Source organism: Microbulbifer sp. SAOS-129_SWC (assembly GCF_039696035.1).
Classification (GTDB): Bacteria; Pseudomonadota; Gammaproteobacteria; order Pseudomonadales; family Cellvibrionaceae; genus Microbulbifer.
Genome location: NZ_CP155567.1, coordinates 3,713,800 through 3,728,294, shown reverse-complemented (window position 1 = coordinate 3,728,294; position 14,495 = coordinate 3,713,800). Strand labels below are relative to the sequence as shown.

Sequence of the window (14,495 nt, the reverse complement as noted above, 5' to 3'; positions counted from 1 at the left end):
ACAGCGTCTTCGCATCTAGGCGTCGGGTGGTTTTTGTGTTGTTCCGTTTTCTCCCGGCGTTGATCCACTGCTATACTCTCCGCCGCCCTGGGTGCCCAGCAGTGCCTTTTACCTGTTAATCAGGCGCTTGGCTGGGGTAAACGGGAAGTCCGGTGAGCCGCTTTTTTCGGCATATTCCGGCGCTGCCCCCGCAACGGTGATTCGATTTTTCCTGTGGAGAATCGATAAGCCCGATACCGGCCCTCGGTGATTGTCCGGACTACGTCCGGATTCGAGGATAAAGCGGAGGGCTTTGTCTGGTCTGTGTGAAGGGCCGTGCTGAAGATTCCTTTTTAGTATTTCCCGTTGTCCGCACCGATTGCACTCACCCTCCCTCAATCCATCGTTACTTTCTAATTTAGAACGAGATTGGGGAATCACCATGAAAAAAACCTGTGTGGCAGTAGCGATTGCTGCCGCGTGCCAGCCTGTTGCGTCACTGGCGGCCGATGAGCTCGAACAGCTGGTTGTTACCGGCAACCGGGTCGAAATACCCAAAGCCCACAGCGGCGTATCCATTTCCGTCGTCACAAAAGCCGATATCGAGCGCCTCGGATACGCCAGCCTGCTGGATGTGATCCGCACATTGCCCGGGGTGTCGGTCAGCAACAACGGCGGCACCGGCAAGGTCAGCAACGTGTATCTGCGCGGCGAGAGCGGTTTCCGCACACTGGTGCTGCTCGACGGCGTCAACATTGCCGACCCCACCAATACCCAGGTGGCGGCGCAGCTCCAGCACCTGCTGGCCGACGATATCGAGCGCATCGAGATACTCAGGGGGCCGCAGGGCATGATGTACGGCGCCGGTGCCGGCGGTGTGATCAATATTGTGAGTAAAAAAAGCCGCGAACCGCTGCAGGCACAGCTTGGCGTGGAGGCCGGCCGTTACGGAACACAGCAGGTCAATGCCGATCTCGGCGGGCAATCCGAGCGCTGGGATTACCGCATCAATCTCGCCGATTTCCGCAATGACGGCTTCAACAGTCGCGTGAGTGACAGCAGCGGCGAGCGCGACGGTTACGAAAACTTCACCGGTTCCGCGCGACTGGGTTACCAGTTCAGTGACACATTCGACGTGGAGGGGCAGGTGCGCCGCACCGATACCGAGTCGGAGTTTGACGGCTGCTATGCCGGCTTCGTCACCACCAATGACTGCCTGGATAAATTCAACCAGACCAGTTACCGGCTGGCGGGCAATTACCAGCGCGGCAAAACCGCGCACCGCGTCTCGGTTGCGCGACAGGAAATCACCCGTGACAGCCTGTCGCAGGGGGAGAGCAGTTACGCGGTCGACGGTGCAATTGCGGAAGCCAATTATGTCGGCAATAGCGCAGTGGCGGGCGGCCAACTGGTGTGGGGTGCGGAGCTGGAGCGGCAGGATTTCGCCGCAGCGGCGAGCAAACAGGACCTGGACAGCCTCGGCCTGTTTACCGAGTGGAACGGCAATCTTGCTGAACGTGTCTACTACACCGTCGGTTACCGACGCGACCGACTGGATAGCGAAAACCACAACAGCTGGCGTGTGTCCGCAGCCTACCCGGTACTGCTGGGCGACAGTCAGCAGCTAAAATACCGCGCCAGTTACGGCACCGGCTATCGCGCACCCAGCCCCTATGAGGTGGCCTATAACATCGCCGAGGACGTCGCCGCGGTCAGCCCGGAAAGCAGCCGCGGTTACGAGCTGGGGCTGGATTACCAGCTGGCGGCGCTGCTGCGGGTTGAAGCCACCTATTTCAACCAGCAGGTGACCGATGCCATCGTCTACGACTATACGCTCGGCACCTGGGGCGCCTACGCCCAGGATAACGGCGAGAGCGAATCGCAAGGCCTGGAGCTTTCCCTCGGGGGAGATTTCAGCCCGGCGCTTTCCTGGTCCCTGAACGGTACCTGGCTGGATGCCGTGAATACCGCCGGCGCGCAGCGCCTGCAGGTACCGCAGCGGGTAGCGAACCTGGGGCTGACCTATCGGCTGCTCGGGGATCGCCTCAGCATCAATGGCAACTGGCAGCGGGTGGCCGACCGGCTGAGCCCGAATCCCGCCTGGGGCGGTCCGGCGCTGCAGCTCGATGATTACGACAAGCTGGATATCAATGCTGCTTATCGGTTGTCTGATTCCGTGCGCCTGACCCTGCGCGGCGAAAACCTGCTGGACGAGGATTATCGTGAAGTCGCCGGATATAACACTGCCGGCGCGGCAGTCTATGCAGGTGTGCAGTTGACCCTGTAACCTTCGGTGTCTCCCGCGGGTGCAGCCACCGGCCGCGCCCGTGTTCCCATCCCAGTGATCGCAGAGCCAGACCGCCATGACCCCATCGGACGATTCTTCAAAACAGCAACGCCACAAGAAGCGCATGCAGGCGCGCAAGGAAATTGTCGATGCCGGTGTGGCGAGCGCGCTGGAAGAACGCGGTATCGTTATCCTCTATACCGGCGACGGCAAGGGCAAGACCACCGCGGCGGTGGGCACCGCCACCCGCGCGCTGGGCTACGGCTACAGCGTGGTGGTGGCGCAGTTTATCAAGGGCGCGTGGGAGTGCGGTGAGAAAAACCTGTTGAGCGCGCTGCCGCCCGACCGCTACCCGCTGCAGTGGTATGAGATGGGTACCGACTTCACCTGGGAAACCCAGGATTTCGAAGCGGACAAGGCCGCCGCGCTGGCACTGTGGGACCGGGTGCGCGCGGCACTCGCCGACGACAGTGTCTACCTGGTGGTACTGGACGAGCTGACGTACGCCCTCAACTACCACTGGCTGGACAGAGAGGAAGTGCTACAGGCAATCGCCGCGCGGCCAGCGGCACAGACGGTGATTGTGACCGGGCGCGGGGCCAAGCAGTACCTGAAAGAGGCCGCGGATACGGTGACAGAGATGCGCGCGCTCAAGCACGCATTTGCCGACGGTATCGCCGCACGCAAGGGTATCGAGTGGTAGCGCGGCGGCGTTAATTTTCGGTTTCACACAGCGCAGAAGTCTGCACCTGGTTGCGTCTCTTCATCGGCGTGACCCCAAACCAGCGTCGGCAGGCGCGGTTGAAGGAACTCTGTTCGCGGTAGCCGAGCAGCGCGGCGATCTGCGTCATCGGTATTTCCGGTTCGGCCATGTAACTGTCGGCGCGCTCGCGGCGGATCTCGTCGAGCAGATCCTCGAAAATGATCCCGTGGTCGCTGAGGCGACGTTGCAGTGTGCGTTTGTGCAGCCCCAGCTGGTTGGATACCTCTTGCAGGTTGCAGCGCTGTGTTGGCAGCAGGCGGTAAATCAACTGCCTGACCTGGTGGGGAAGGTCCATCGGCTCGCGCTTCAGCGCATCGCTGATATATTCCCCCAGCAACTGGTTGAGCGCCGGGTCCTGATCGTCCAGCGGTCGCTCGAGATGATGCTTGTCGAGCACCAGGGCGTTGTGGTCGCAGCCGAAATACACCGGCGCGTCGAACACTTCCCGGTAGCGGTTGTGCGGCAGCGGGCCCTCGGCCTGCATGGTAACGGCGGCGGGACGGAAATCGTTGCCGTGGAGCATCCTGACCACGTTATTTGCCAGTGCCAGTGTCAGTTCGGTGTGCTGGCGTGCGTTGAGCTGCCGCTCGCGTACGGAAAACCGGAACAGGAACTGGCTGGAGTCACCGGTGGGGTCGAGGTTGATCTGCAGACCGGGCGAGTAGTACTGCATGTACTGAATAATTTTTGTCAGTGCCTGGCCCACGGTCGGCGCCGTCAGGGCGACGGCGGCGAGGGAGCCGAACATCTTCAGATCCTGTTCCCGGGCAAGGCGCAGGCCGAAATCCACGCACTCCAGTTCGCGTGCGGCCTCTTCAATCAGATTGATCTTGGCGCGGTAGGGGAGTACCCCTTCGAGATTCTGTACTTTGATCGGATCGATATTGAAACGGCGCAGCAGGGTTTCGGGATTGCCGTTAAGTCGAGTAACCAGTTCAATAAAACCTGTCAGTGAAGTGGTTCTGATCAGCAGGGTCATAAGTCAGTAAGCCTTAACTCTGGCCGCGATGTGCGCGGCTTATTGCACGGCAGCGAGTGCCGGTGTCTTTGTTGTCTTCGAGTTGTTACCTTCAAGGCACTGTGGTTGGCATTTGCGCGGCCAACTGTCCTTAGTAAACACCTGTGCATCTGCGGTCATTGACCCGGCAGTGACTCCGACGGCTATTCGTCGGTTTTGGCGGTGCGGGCACGTCGCTGTGCCGCATTGATGGCAGCGCACACCGTCGATGTTGCGCTGTGGCTTTCTGCGGGAGTTTGGTACCAACCTCCTCGATTGTTCTTGGGCTTTCAGGGCGCAAGCCGGCTGCGCCCAGGTAATTGGTGGGCGAAAACGACCAGGTCCATATAAAGCCGAGTTATAAGGTAATTACTAGACTGCCAAGTTACTCGTTAATTTGGGACGTAAAATTGACACTTGGCGCCAGGTGGGGAGAGAGGACTTGGCTGGATTTGGCAATCTGGCTGGAATTTTGTACTAATTATTCGATTATGGCGGGAAGTTATTCTTTCTTGGGACGGTTTTCCCGGTTTTGTCTTCCGATCGTTCTTTTTGCACCCTGTTCAGGCTGTCGCACTGCGCGGGGAGTGGGAATGAGGAGCACTGCCCCGGCGAGCAACCGGGTGCCGGGGCAGTGAGAGCGGCGGGTCAGATTTTCCAGTTCATACGCACGCCGGCTGTGCGCGGCTGTCCCCAGACGCCGTAGCCCCAGTCGGCACCAAGGGTATTCTGGTAGGTGAAGTACTCCTCGTTGGTCAGGTTGCGCACAAAACCCTCCACGCTGTAGCGGTCGCTGGGTGAGTGCCAGCCCACACTGGCATTGGCCAGGCCATAGCTGTCCTGCAGCGAGTAGGGATCGTTTTCGATCTGCAGGAAGTGCTCCGCCTGCCAGCTGTAGTCACCCTGGAATACCAGTTCGCCGCGGTCGCCGAGGCTCTGGTAATAGCGTGCCATCAGGTTGTAGGTGAACTTGGGCGCCGAGGGCAGCTCGTTGCCGTCCAGGGTGTAGTTGTCGCCAGCCACGTGGAAGATCTGGTTGGAATCGAACTCGGTGGTGAGATAGCCGGCACCGGCGATCAGCTCGAAATTGTCGGTGACCGGTGCGGTCAGTTCAATTTCCGCCCCGGTGCCGGTGACATCGCCGGCGTTGGTAATCACGCTGCCGTCTGCCACGGTCATGAACACCTGGGCCTGGTAACCCTTGATGGTGTAATTGAACGCGGCGGCATTCAGGCGGTAGCGGCCGGCGAGGGTGGTCTTGAGGCCTACTTCGTAGTTGGTGATATCTTCCGACTGCACCGGCCGTGTGGCCGCGAGAGAGGCGTTGTAGCTGCCGGAAAAGCCGCCGCTCTTGAAGCCGGTGGAAACATTGGCGTAGGCCAGTGTGTGGTCATTGGGGCGCCAGTCGAGACCGAGGCGCCCGGTGGTGGCGTCCTCCGACAGGTCGTCGGTGACATCGAGTGCCAGACCGTTTTCTCCGTAAAAGATGGAAAAGGATTTCTGCGCAAAATCGCGTTTTTCTGCTGTATAGCGCAGCCCACTGACCAGGGTCAGCTCCGGACTCAGGTCGTATTCCAATTGCCCGAACAGGGCCCAGGACTCGGTATTGAGCGCCACCCGCTCGTGGTGCCAGAGCCCGAGTTTATCCCAGTCGGCGGTGGTGGGGGACTCGGTGACCAGGCCGCGGTCGTCCTTGTAGTAGTAGAAGCCGGTTACCCAGTTGGATTTTTCCGTGTCGCCGTTCAGGCGCAGCTCCTGGGTATATTGCTCCGCATCCACACTGTACTGTTCGTCAAAATACACCACCTGCGTGCCGTCGCCGTCATCCTGCAGAAACTTGTCCAGTTCCTCGTAGGCGGTAATGGAAGTGAGGCTGAAATTGTCGAAATCCCAGGTCAGGGTGGCGGAACTGCCGGCGGTATCAATCGAGGTGCCGAGGCCGCCGGCGGCGCCGCTGGCGACATGTTCCGGATCGAAGTGGCCGTTGACCGCCTCGGCACCCGTCATGCCAAACGAGGCGCTGGTGCAGCGGCCGGCCTGGATACGCGCGATACTGCAGGTCGCGGCTCCCGCCACCGGTTCCTCCAGGTAGCCCATATGGGCAAAGCCAACCGACTGCTGGTCGGCGCTGCTGCCGTGCATATTCAGCAGCAGGCCGCCGCTGTCACCCAGGTCGAAATCCAGCTGGGCGCGGTAGCCGAAATTGTCGGTGTCGTTGAGCTTGTCGCCGGTGACGGCATTGGTCTGCCAGCCGTCGTTCTGGGTGCTCTTGACCGCCAGGCGCCCGCGCACGCCGTCACTGAGCGGGCCGCTGACCGCGCCTTCCAGTATGCGCTCCGAATAGCTGCCCAGGCTGGCACTGGCGCGGGCCTCGAAATCCTCTGTCGGGCGCCGCGAGACATAGTGCACCAGGCCGCCGGTGGTGTTGCGGCCGTACAGCGTGCCCTGGGGGCCACGCAGTACTTCCACCCGCTGCAGGTCGAACAGTTGAATGGCCGAACCGGCCGGATTGCCGCGGTAGACATCGTCTACATAGATGGAAACCGGTGATTCCCACGAGTCGGAGAAATTGACCAGGCTGATACCGCGCAAGCTCACCGAGGGACTGGATGCCTCGCCAAAAATGGCGAAGAAATTCATATTGGGCACCTGCTCGGTTATGTCCAGCCCCTCTTCAAACCCCATTTTTTCGATGGCGTCACCGGAAAAGGCACTGACGGCAACGGAGACATCCTGCAGTGACTGCTGACGTTTTTGCGCAGTGACGGTGACTTCCTCGATCACCGACTGCTGGTCAGCGTACACCTGGGAGGTGAGTGTGGCTGCGGCGATACCGATTGATAGCAGGTAGCGTTGCCTGCGGTACCGTCCGGGTGGTGAATTGCGGGATGCGTTGCGGCGTGAAATCTCTTTGGCATTGCGCGTTACAGTCATGATGAGCTCCTTTTCATTCTTGTCATGCGGGAATAGCGATGCGAGCAGCATGCCAGGTGGGAAAACAGGCAGCTGCAATCTGGACGGGATCCTTTGCGGAGTGCCCGCGATTGAGGTCGTGAAAGCGGTGCCGAAAGTGGCAGTTCACAGAAAAAATGCGAAAGGGTTTGGGGAGGTGGTCGATAACCCTGTCCTTTTGGTTTTTATTGGCCGATATACAACCGTGCGCCCCGCAATCCGGCGGGTTGTGAGCCAAGATACTGATTTCGATCTGACCGTGCAAGGCGCGGCCCGCTACACGAATTTGTCGCAAACTGGCCCGCTCTGCTACTGGCCCCGGGGGTTGTGAAGCAGTGCCTGGTGGCCCGCCGTCACGGACCTGGGTAGGTGGGAGTTACTGTGGGGGAGAGTCGCTAAGCTGGTTGGCGATATGAGAATGGATGCGGGAAAAGGCCGTGGCAGATCGGCGCGAGCTGGGGAAAATGCGGGGCCGGGACGTGGCGGGGCAGGGAGTCTGCGCCCGCCTGTGCTGTATGGGGGTCAGAAACGGTAGCCGAGGCCGACGGAGTAGACCCATGGATCTATATCCACATTGGTCTTGATCTCGCTGGTTCCATCCATTGTGGGAAAGCGGATCCGGGTATCGGAATCCAGATCCAGATACCACACCGCGGCATTGACCAGCCAGCGGCTGTCGCGGCCGAGGGAGATATCCACACCCAGCTCTCCGGCCAGGCCCCAGGAACTGTCCAGATTCAGGTCGGCCGGGGCCACTGCGCCGAGCGCCGTGGCGAAGTAATCGTTGGCGACGTTGCTGATATCCTCTTCCATAAAGGTGGTGTAGTTGACCCCGATACCCATGTAGGGCTGGACCCAGGAATCGACGCAGACCGGGAACCACTGCAGGGTCAATGTCGGTGGCAAATGTTTCAAGTCGCCCAGATCTACGCGCCCCAGTGCCGGGCCACCATTGGGGTCTGGCAGGCCGCCGACCTGCAGATCGTGCCTGAATGGCAGCGCTGCCAGCAGACCGACGCCCCAGTGATCCGCGAACAGCCAGGTACCGGTGAATGTGGCGCTTTCCCCATTGTCGACATAGACGCGGGTATCCTCGAGTGGCACACCGTTCAACCGCAGCCAGCTGGAATCGTCATCCGGCTGTACCCAACCGGCGCCGATGCGGACTATGACCGCACCCTGCTCGTAGTCCGCCAGTGCCGGGGCGGCGCAGAGCATCGCGGCGGCGATGACGGTGGAAAGGGGGAGGACTTTCATTGCGATCGCTCCATGACGTTATGGGACTTCCAATTGTCAGTCTAGCCATTGGCGCCGGAGGCGCAGCGTCGCGACGACCCGCGCTGCATCAAATGGTAAAAACGGGCGCCGGAGATATGTCATAATCCGCCAGTCCAGCAGTTAATTCAGCGGTGAGATGATGAAAATTGGTGTATTGAAAACCGACGACGTGCGCGAGCAACTGGTGGGTGAATTCGGGGAGTACCCGGAAATGTTCGCCCAATTGTTGCGCGCCCAGGATCCCGACCTGGAGTTCGTCACTTACGAGGTGCAGCGCGGGCACTACCCCGGGCATATCGATGAAGTCGACGCCTACCTGATTACCGGCAGCAAAACCGGGGTATACGAGGATAAGCCGTGGATCCCCCCGCTGATGGATTTCGTGCGCGAACTCCACCGCGCAAAAAAGCCCACCATCGGCATCTGCTTCGGCCACCAGCTGATCGCCCATGCCCTCGGTGGCCAAACGAGCAAATCCGACAAGGGCTGGGGGATCGGCGTGCACAGTTACGAAGTGCAGGAGACTCCGGCGTGGATGTCGGAGCCGCGCGACAGCTTCAGCCTGCTGGTGAGCCACCAGGATCAGGTGGAGAAGCTCCCCCCCGGAGCCCGCGTGCTCGCCTCCAGTGATTTCTGTCCCATGGCCATGGTGCAGGTGGATGACCACATGCTCACTTTCCAGGCCCACCCGGAGTTTACCAAGCCTTACTCCAGAAGCCTGATGGATTTGCGTCGCGAAGCGTTTGGTGAGGATGTAGTGACTAAAGGTAAGGCGTCCCTGGAAAACGATATCCACGAGAGTGCGGTGGCACGCTGGATGGTTGAGTTCCTGCGCAAGTAGTCCCCCTCCTCGGGTGGGCCGTCCGGCCCACCTGTTTCTTCTTCCGCTTCCGCTACATCAATTGCTACACGCTATTTATTCCGGACACTTTACTCAAAAATACTTTAAGTGACTTTTGTGCATTTAATGATTATTGGGCGATAAGTGATTTTTGGCAGTAATGACAGCTCTTTTGGGTCGCTCATTGTATTTTGGACGCTGGGATTACCGATCTAAACGGTTTTGAATGCGGCGGGATGCTCATCTATGGTCGGGCTGCGTTCTGAGGATGGTTATTTTCAATCCTGTCGGACTTTAGGATGTCTTTATTGTCGTGCTCGTTGATCACTGAGCTGAATTTTTAAGGTTGGGTGCGGTTGGACCATATTTTTTTGAAAAGTTTGATCTTGTTCAAAAAAAAATATCAGGAAACCTCGTTTTGGTTCGTTGAGGTTTATGTGTTGGGAGTTAAGTAGCCGCTGGGGGGCGGTTGCTTGCTAATAAATAAATAAACCATCGATCTTAAGATCAACAGAGGGTTACAAATGAATAATAACTTTCGGAAAAGCATACTTGCCGCTTCCGTTATGGCCGTATCTATAGGATTAGCTGCGCCAACATTCGCCGCCAGTAACTCAAGCTCAAACATTGTGGGCTCAATTCACGATTCTACTGGCGCAACGGCCGCGTCTTATACCGTTACTGCGACCAACGAAGATACCGGAATGACCCGGACCATCGTCGCGGGTGCCGATGAAAAGTTTCGCCTGGCGCACCTGCCCATTGGTAACTACAAAGTCGTAGTGACAAAGGGTGGGGTGAAGGTTGCAGAAAACCGCCTGAGGGTTTCACTGGGTTCAAATGCGATTGCCGATTTTGATCTCGGTTCCTCGAGCATGGAGCAGGTAGTAGTAGAAGGTCAGATGGGAACCTCTGTCGATACCTACACCATGGACTCCGGCCTGGTTGTCGGCAAGGCCGAAATCGATGCAATGCCGGTGGCGCAGAACCTGACCGCCGTTTCCCTGCTGGCCCCGGGTACCGTTAAGGGCGATTCCGGGTTTGGCAACCTCGCCTCTTTCGGTGGCGCATCGGTTGCGGAAAACTCCTGCTACATTAACGGTCTCGAAGTTACCAATACCCGTCAAGGCCTGGGTTGTAGCTCAGTACCGTTTGAGTTCTACAAGGAATTCCAGGTCAAGACCGGCGGTTACTCTGCTGAATTTGGCCGTACCACCGGTGGTGTCGTAAACGCCGTAACCAAGAGTGGTAGTAATACCTGGGAATTCGGCAGCAGCATGTACTGGACTCCGTCTGCCCTTGCATCGGAAGGTCAGATTTCCCGCGGTAAGGGCGGTACCGGCAAGGTGTTCCGCAATAATACCAAAAACGAATCTGACGAGTTCTCCTACACTTTCTCCGCTTCTGGCCCGCTCATTGAAGACAAGCTGTTCATGTACGCGTTGGTCAACCCGCGCAGCAGTGAGCAAAAATTTGCCAACAATGTTTCCTACGACCAGACCAGCAACGATACCGAATTTCGCGATCGTAAGTCCTCAGGTACTGACAACCTGTTCTGGGGTGCCAAGTTAGACTGGGATATTACCGATAACCACCGTCTCAGTTACTTCGGTTTCTCTGACCGCAACGAGGCGGAAGAGACCACTTACAATTTCGATGGTGAAACAGCCAAGATCGGTGCCAAGACAGGCGGGTTCACACGTGTTCGTGGTAGTGAAGCGAACAGCTTGAGCTACACCGGATACGTCGGTAATGATCTGACTGTATCTGCCATGGCCGGCCAGATTAAAACCGAATACGCCACCGACCCGCTCAACCTGGATTGTCCGCGTGTTTCCGATACGCGTGATGTGACCAACCCAATCGAGGGCTGTGGCCCCGGCGGATCTGTCGGTGACAACTTCGATAAAAATACCCAGTACCGTCTGGACTTGAGCTACAGCATTGGTGACCACTCCCTGAAAGCCGGTGTGGATGTTCAGCAGCGCGACTCCACCAGAGTTACCACGCCGGTTGCCGGTCACAGCTGGGAATACGCGACACTGGGCGCGGGTGCCGACATTCAGGGCGATTCAGGACCGATTTACACCAATACTTCCGGTGCCCCGATGGACTATGTGTCCGATCGCATTTTTGTCGGCGGTGGCGGCTTCAGTTCTGACCTGAGCGCTCTCTATCTGGAAGATCAGTGGCAGATCACTGATGACCTGATGGTTAGCATTGGCCTGCGCAAGGACCAGTTCAAGGGCGAGGGTACCACTGGTAAGGAGCTGTTTGACTTCGATACCGATGTCGCCCCGCGTCTGGGCTTCACCTGGGATCCGGTAGGCGATGGTGAGCATAAAATCTATGGTACCTACGGCCGTTACTATCTGCCGATTGCCAACAACACGATCTATCGTGCGGCTTCGGGTGTAAGTGATGTCACTACCTTCTATACCTTTGACGGTTATGACTCCGCCACGGGTGTTCCTACCGGTGCATCACCGATCGGTGGCACTGCAGCCAACTCCTCCTTCACCAGCTCGGTGTCCACGATTCCGGAAAAGGACATCTTCCAGGCGAAAGAGGCCAGCCCCTTTGCGCGTGACGAGCTGATTCTCGGCTATGAGACTTCCGTGAACGACAGCCTGACAGTGGGTGTTCGCGGCATCTACCGCAAAGTAACCAGCGCTCTGGATGACTACTGCGGACGCTATGCGTGGCCCTACTGTGTGATGGTTAACCCGGGTGAGGACATGTCCTGGGCGCACGACGGCTTCTACTGGGATGGTAAGGACCTTACTGTCAAAGGGGATATGTTTGACGGTGCGCCGGATCCGGGCTCCATGACTACATACTCCGCTGATACTATCGGCCTGCCGAAAGCGAACAATGAGTATCGTGCAATCCAGACCGAGCTGGGCTACACCACCGACAGAATGAACTGGAAGTTCATTTACACCTGGTCTCGTAGCACCGGTAACTTCGAGGGTGCGGTTAAGTCTGATATCAACCAGGCGGATGCTGGTATTACTCAGGACTTCGACTTCCCGGCCCTGATGGATGGTGCGCAAGGCTATCAGGCAAACGATCGCCGCCATGTGTTCAAGCTGTTCGGTAGCTACGACTTTACCCAGGACCTGACCTTCGGCCTGAATGCGACCCTGTCCAGCGGTCGTCCGCTGTCAGCCTTCGGTCAAAGCTACCCGAGCTCTGATCCCAACGTCTACGGCAGCTACGGTGACACCTTCTATATCACCAATGCCGACGGCTCGATGACTCGCATTCCGCGCGGTACGGTTGGGCGTACACCCTGGACCTTCACGATCGATTCATCAGTACGTTATCGGTTTGATGTGTCCGGCGTAGACATGGTGGCATCTTTTGATGTGTTCAACCTGCTGAACACCCAAGAGCCCACTTCACTCAACGAGCATTATGAGTCCAGCCCGGGAACCCAGAACCAGTGGTACGGTGCTGCATATTCCTGGACTGCACCGCGTTCCGCTCGCTTGGGTCTGCAGGCTAACTTCTAACAACAATTCATAATTAACGTTGTTATTAATAGCCCCGCCTTCGTGCGGGGCTTTTTTATCGGTAAAGCCTTCCGGATACGATGCGGTATTTGTCCCAGTGGTAATTCACGCACTCGCGCCAGCAGCTGTAAGTGAGCTTGATTTTATGGTCGTCGTCACTTCCGCAGGCCGATATCCTGATCTGCACCCAATCCGGCAGGTGTGAGAAATTGTCTGTTGTCTCCAGTTTTTCCGGCCCCGTGCTCAAGTAGGCAATCGCCAGTCCCCGCCAGAAATAACGCAGCGCCACTTCAGCCTCATCGCAATAGGCCAACACCAGGCGCAGAGCATGGCAGCCGGTAATTCCGTGTAGCAGGGTAAAATTGCCGGTGCTCAGATACGCCTCCAGCGCTACCCGCGCGATATCTGCAAGCCCGAGCTGCTGCGGTTGAATCGCTGTCTCCATCCACCCCCGCTGTCTCGTTACCGACGCCATATGGTCACTGATGTTGCCGGGCGCGAGTGAGATCAATGGAAAGCGCTGCGCGAGCACGGGCAGCACCTCTGCGGCGGTGATCGGTAACCTGGTGTCGCTCGCGGGCAACTCCTGATATTCCAGATTCCAGTAGGCGAGGCCGGCCGCAATTTCTTCCAGGTGGCGGGCGTCGACACCGTAGGCGGTGCGGATCAACGGGTGGAAGGCGGCGGAGGCAATGGCGGGCAGCAGCGGTGGCAGCTCGCGCCGCAGGCACTCGGCAATGCCGTGCTGCCTGAGCTGCTTTTCATAGTACTGCAGTGCGCTCGGGAACAGTGCCTCGCGCTTGCGGCACGCGGAGATGGGAATGTCGGGGTCCGGCGGCAGCAGCTGGGGGCGTTCGAGGTGGGGAATGGTGCGATCGAAGGCGTGGCGCAACTGTGCGTGGCTGGCGCCCATTTTATCCAGTGCAATCAGCACCATCGGCAGGTGGTTGGCGAGGCGGTCGCCGTAGCGGACGTGGTAGTGGCTGGCCGCTTCGAGCAGTTCTGCACAGTAGCGGGTGATGCTCACGCTTGGCTCCCCTGGTTATTCCACGTCGACACGGTCCCCCAAGTTTATGGTGATACCGTGTGGGTCGCTGAGGTAAGGGGCGAGATTGACGCCGAAGTGGATCTGCCCATCCTCAAAGCGGCGGTATTGCGCCAGCGTGCGCAGCGGCTCCTTGCCGGCACGGCCGGTAAACGGATCCAGTCCGGGAATGGCACAGCGGGCACAGGTGTGGGTGCATTCGAATTCTATCGGGCCACTGGCAGTGTGAATGCGCACCCGCTGCCAGGTGTCCTCGGCGAAGGGGGCGGCGCCCTCGATTACCAGGTTGGGGCGAAAGCGCAGCATCGATACCGGCTCGCCCAGGCGCGCATTCAGGTCGTCGAGAGAGGCCTGACCGATCAGCAGCAGTGGTGCGCCGTCGGCGAAGCCCACCTGGCGGTTACCGCGCGGTTGCGCCAGCGGGCGCGCGAATTCGCCCCCCATGGCCACAAGTCGCAGTGTTGTTTGCAGCCGCTCGCTGAGCCATGCGGCCGCGCTATCGCCGGCGTCGCGGGCACTGACGCTGTCGTTCCAGACGGTAACCTGGCGCAGAGGGGCGTTGGCGTTGGGGAATAGGACCTCCAGATGTGCGCCGCGCTCATCCTCGAGGCGCACCCCACCGGGGATGTTGGTGGCCCTGAGTCGTGCCATGGCGCGCAGGCGGCGCTGGGTGACGAACTGGTTGTCGCTGTCTACCAGCATCCAGCGGCGATCACCGGCGGCGCCGAAGCGGTCTAGCGCCAGCGAGTCACAGCGGTGCCCTTGCAGGGACTTGACCGGAAAGTGGTAGAGCGCGGAAATCTCCACGGTATTGTTCCTCAGCGGATTTTCCGGA

9 protein-coding genes and 1 riboswitch are annotated in these 14,495 nt (G+C 58.9%); of the genes, 4 read left to right on the top strand and 5 right to left on the bottom strand.

Annotation, left to right across the window (positions count from 1 at the left end):
• Positions 1–73 precede the first annotated feature (73 nt).
• A riboswitch (cobalamin riboswitch) is annotated at positions 74–260 on the top strand.
• 161 nt (positions 261–421) lie between these two features.
• Positions 422–2,266, top strand: a complete 1,845-nt coding sequence (locus ABDK11_RS16050; RefSeq protein ID WP_346837527.1) for a TonB-dependent receptor — start codon at positions 422–424, stop codon at positions 2,264–2,266.
• Between the two features lie 76 nt (positions 2,267–2,342).
• Complete coding sequence (gene cobO, locus ABDK11_RS16045) at positions 2,343–2,969, top strand: cob(I)yrinic acid a,c-diamide adenosyltransferase (RefSeq protein WP_346837526.1); 627 nt, start codon at positions 2,343–2,345, stop codon at positions 2,967–2,969.
• 10 nt (positions 2,970–2,979) lie between these two features.
• On the opposite strand, the gene ABDK11_RS16040 is transcribed toward cobO, so the two are convergent.
• The 3 genes from ABDK11_RS16040 to ABDK11_RS16030 form a co-directional block, all read right to left on the bottom strand.
• A complete protein-coding gene (locus ABDK11_RS16040) occupies positions 2,980–4,008 on the bottom strand; it encodes an AraC family transcriptional regulator (RefSeq protein WP_346837525.1) in 1,029 nt (342 codons plus the stop codon).
• A gap of 666 nt (positions 4,009–4,674) precedes the next feature.
• Complete coding sequence (locus tag ABDK11_RS16035) at positions 4,675–6,960, bottom strand: TonB-dependent receptor (protein WP_346837524.1); 2,286 nt, start codon at positions 6,958–6,960, stop codon at positions 4,675–4,677.
• 540 nt (positions 6,961–7,500) lie between these two features.
• A complete protein-coding gene (locus tag ABDK11_RS16030) occupies positions 7,501–8,235 on the bottom strand; it encodes an OmpW family outer membrane protein (protein ID WP_346837523.1) in 735 nt (244 codons plus the stop codon).
• 160 nt (positions 8,236–8,395) lie between these two features.
• On the opposite strand from ABDK11_RS16030, the gene ABDK11_RS16025 reads away from it, so the two are divergent.
• Both ABDK11_RS16025 and ABDK11_RS16020 read left to right on the top strand, forming a co-directional pair.
• A complete protein-coding gene (locus ABDK11_RS16025; RefSeq protein WP_346837522.1) occupies positions 8,396–9,097 on the top strand; it encodes a gamma-glutamyl-gamma-aminobutyrate hydrolase family protein in 702 nt (233 codons plus the stop codon).
• A gap of 524 nt (positions 9,098–9,621) precedes the next feature.
• A complete protein-coding gene (locus ABDK11_RS16020; protein ID WP_346837521.1) occupies positions 9,622–12,615 on the top strand; it encodes a TonB-dependent receptor in 2,994 nt (997 codons plus the stop codon).
• A 55-nt stretch (positions 12,616–12,670) separates the two neighbouring features.
• On the opposite strand, the gene ABDK11_RS16015 is transcribed toward ABDK11_RS16020, so the two are convergent.
• Both ABDK11_RS16015 and ABDK11_RS16010 read right to left on the bottom strand, forming a co-directional pair.
• Positions 12,671–13,642, bottom strand: coding sequence for a questin oxidase family protein (locus ABDK11_RS16015; RefSeq protein WP_346837520.1), 972 nt, complete (start codon positions 13,640–13,642; stop codon positions 12,671–12,673).
• 15 nt (positions 13,643–13,657) lie between these two features.
• Complete coding sequence (locus ABDK11_RS16010) at positions 13,658–14,467, bottom strand: MOSC N-terminal beta barrel domain-containing protein (RefSeq protein WP_346837519.1); 810 nt, start codon at positions 14,465–14,467, stop codon at positions 13,658–13,660.
• Positions 14,468–14,495 lie beyond the last annotated feature (28 nt).

Bases quoted from the DNA above. Each gene is read 5' to 3' on its own strand.
- cobO (WP_346837526.1), top strand. From the start codon at position 2,343: ATGACCCCATCGGACGATTCTTCAAAACAGCAACGCCACAAGAAGCGC.
- ABDK11_RS16030 (WP_346837523.1), bottom strand. From the start codon at position 8,235: ATGAAAGTCCTCCCCCTTTCCACCGTCATCGCCGCCGCGATGCTCTGC.
- ABDK11_RS16050 (WP_346837527.1), top strand. From the start codon at position 422: ATGAAAAAAACCTGTGTGGCAGTAGCGATTGCTGCCGCGTGCCAGCCT.
- ABDK11_RS16025 (WP_346837522.1), top strand. From the start codon at position 8,396: ATGAAAATTGGTGTATTGAAAACCGACGACGTGCGCGAGCAACTGGTG.
- ABDK11_RS16035 (WP_346837524.1), bottom strand. From the start codon at position 6,960: ATGACTGTAACGCGCAATGCCAAAGAGATTTCACGCCGCAACGCATCC.
- ABDK11_RS16040 (WP_346837525.1), bottom strand. From the start codon at position 4,008: ATGACCCTGCTGATCAGAACCACTTCACTGACAGGTTTTATTGAACTG.
- ABDK11_RS16020 (WP_346837521.1), top strand. From the start codon at position 9,622: ATGAATAATAACTTTCGGAAAAGCATACTTGCCGCTTCCGTTATGGCC.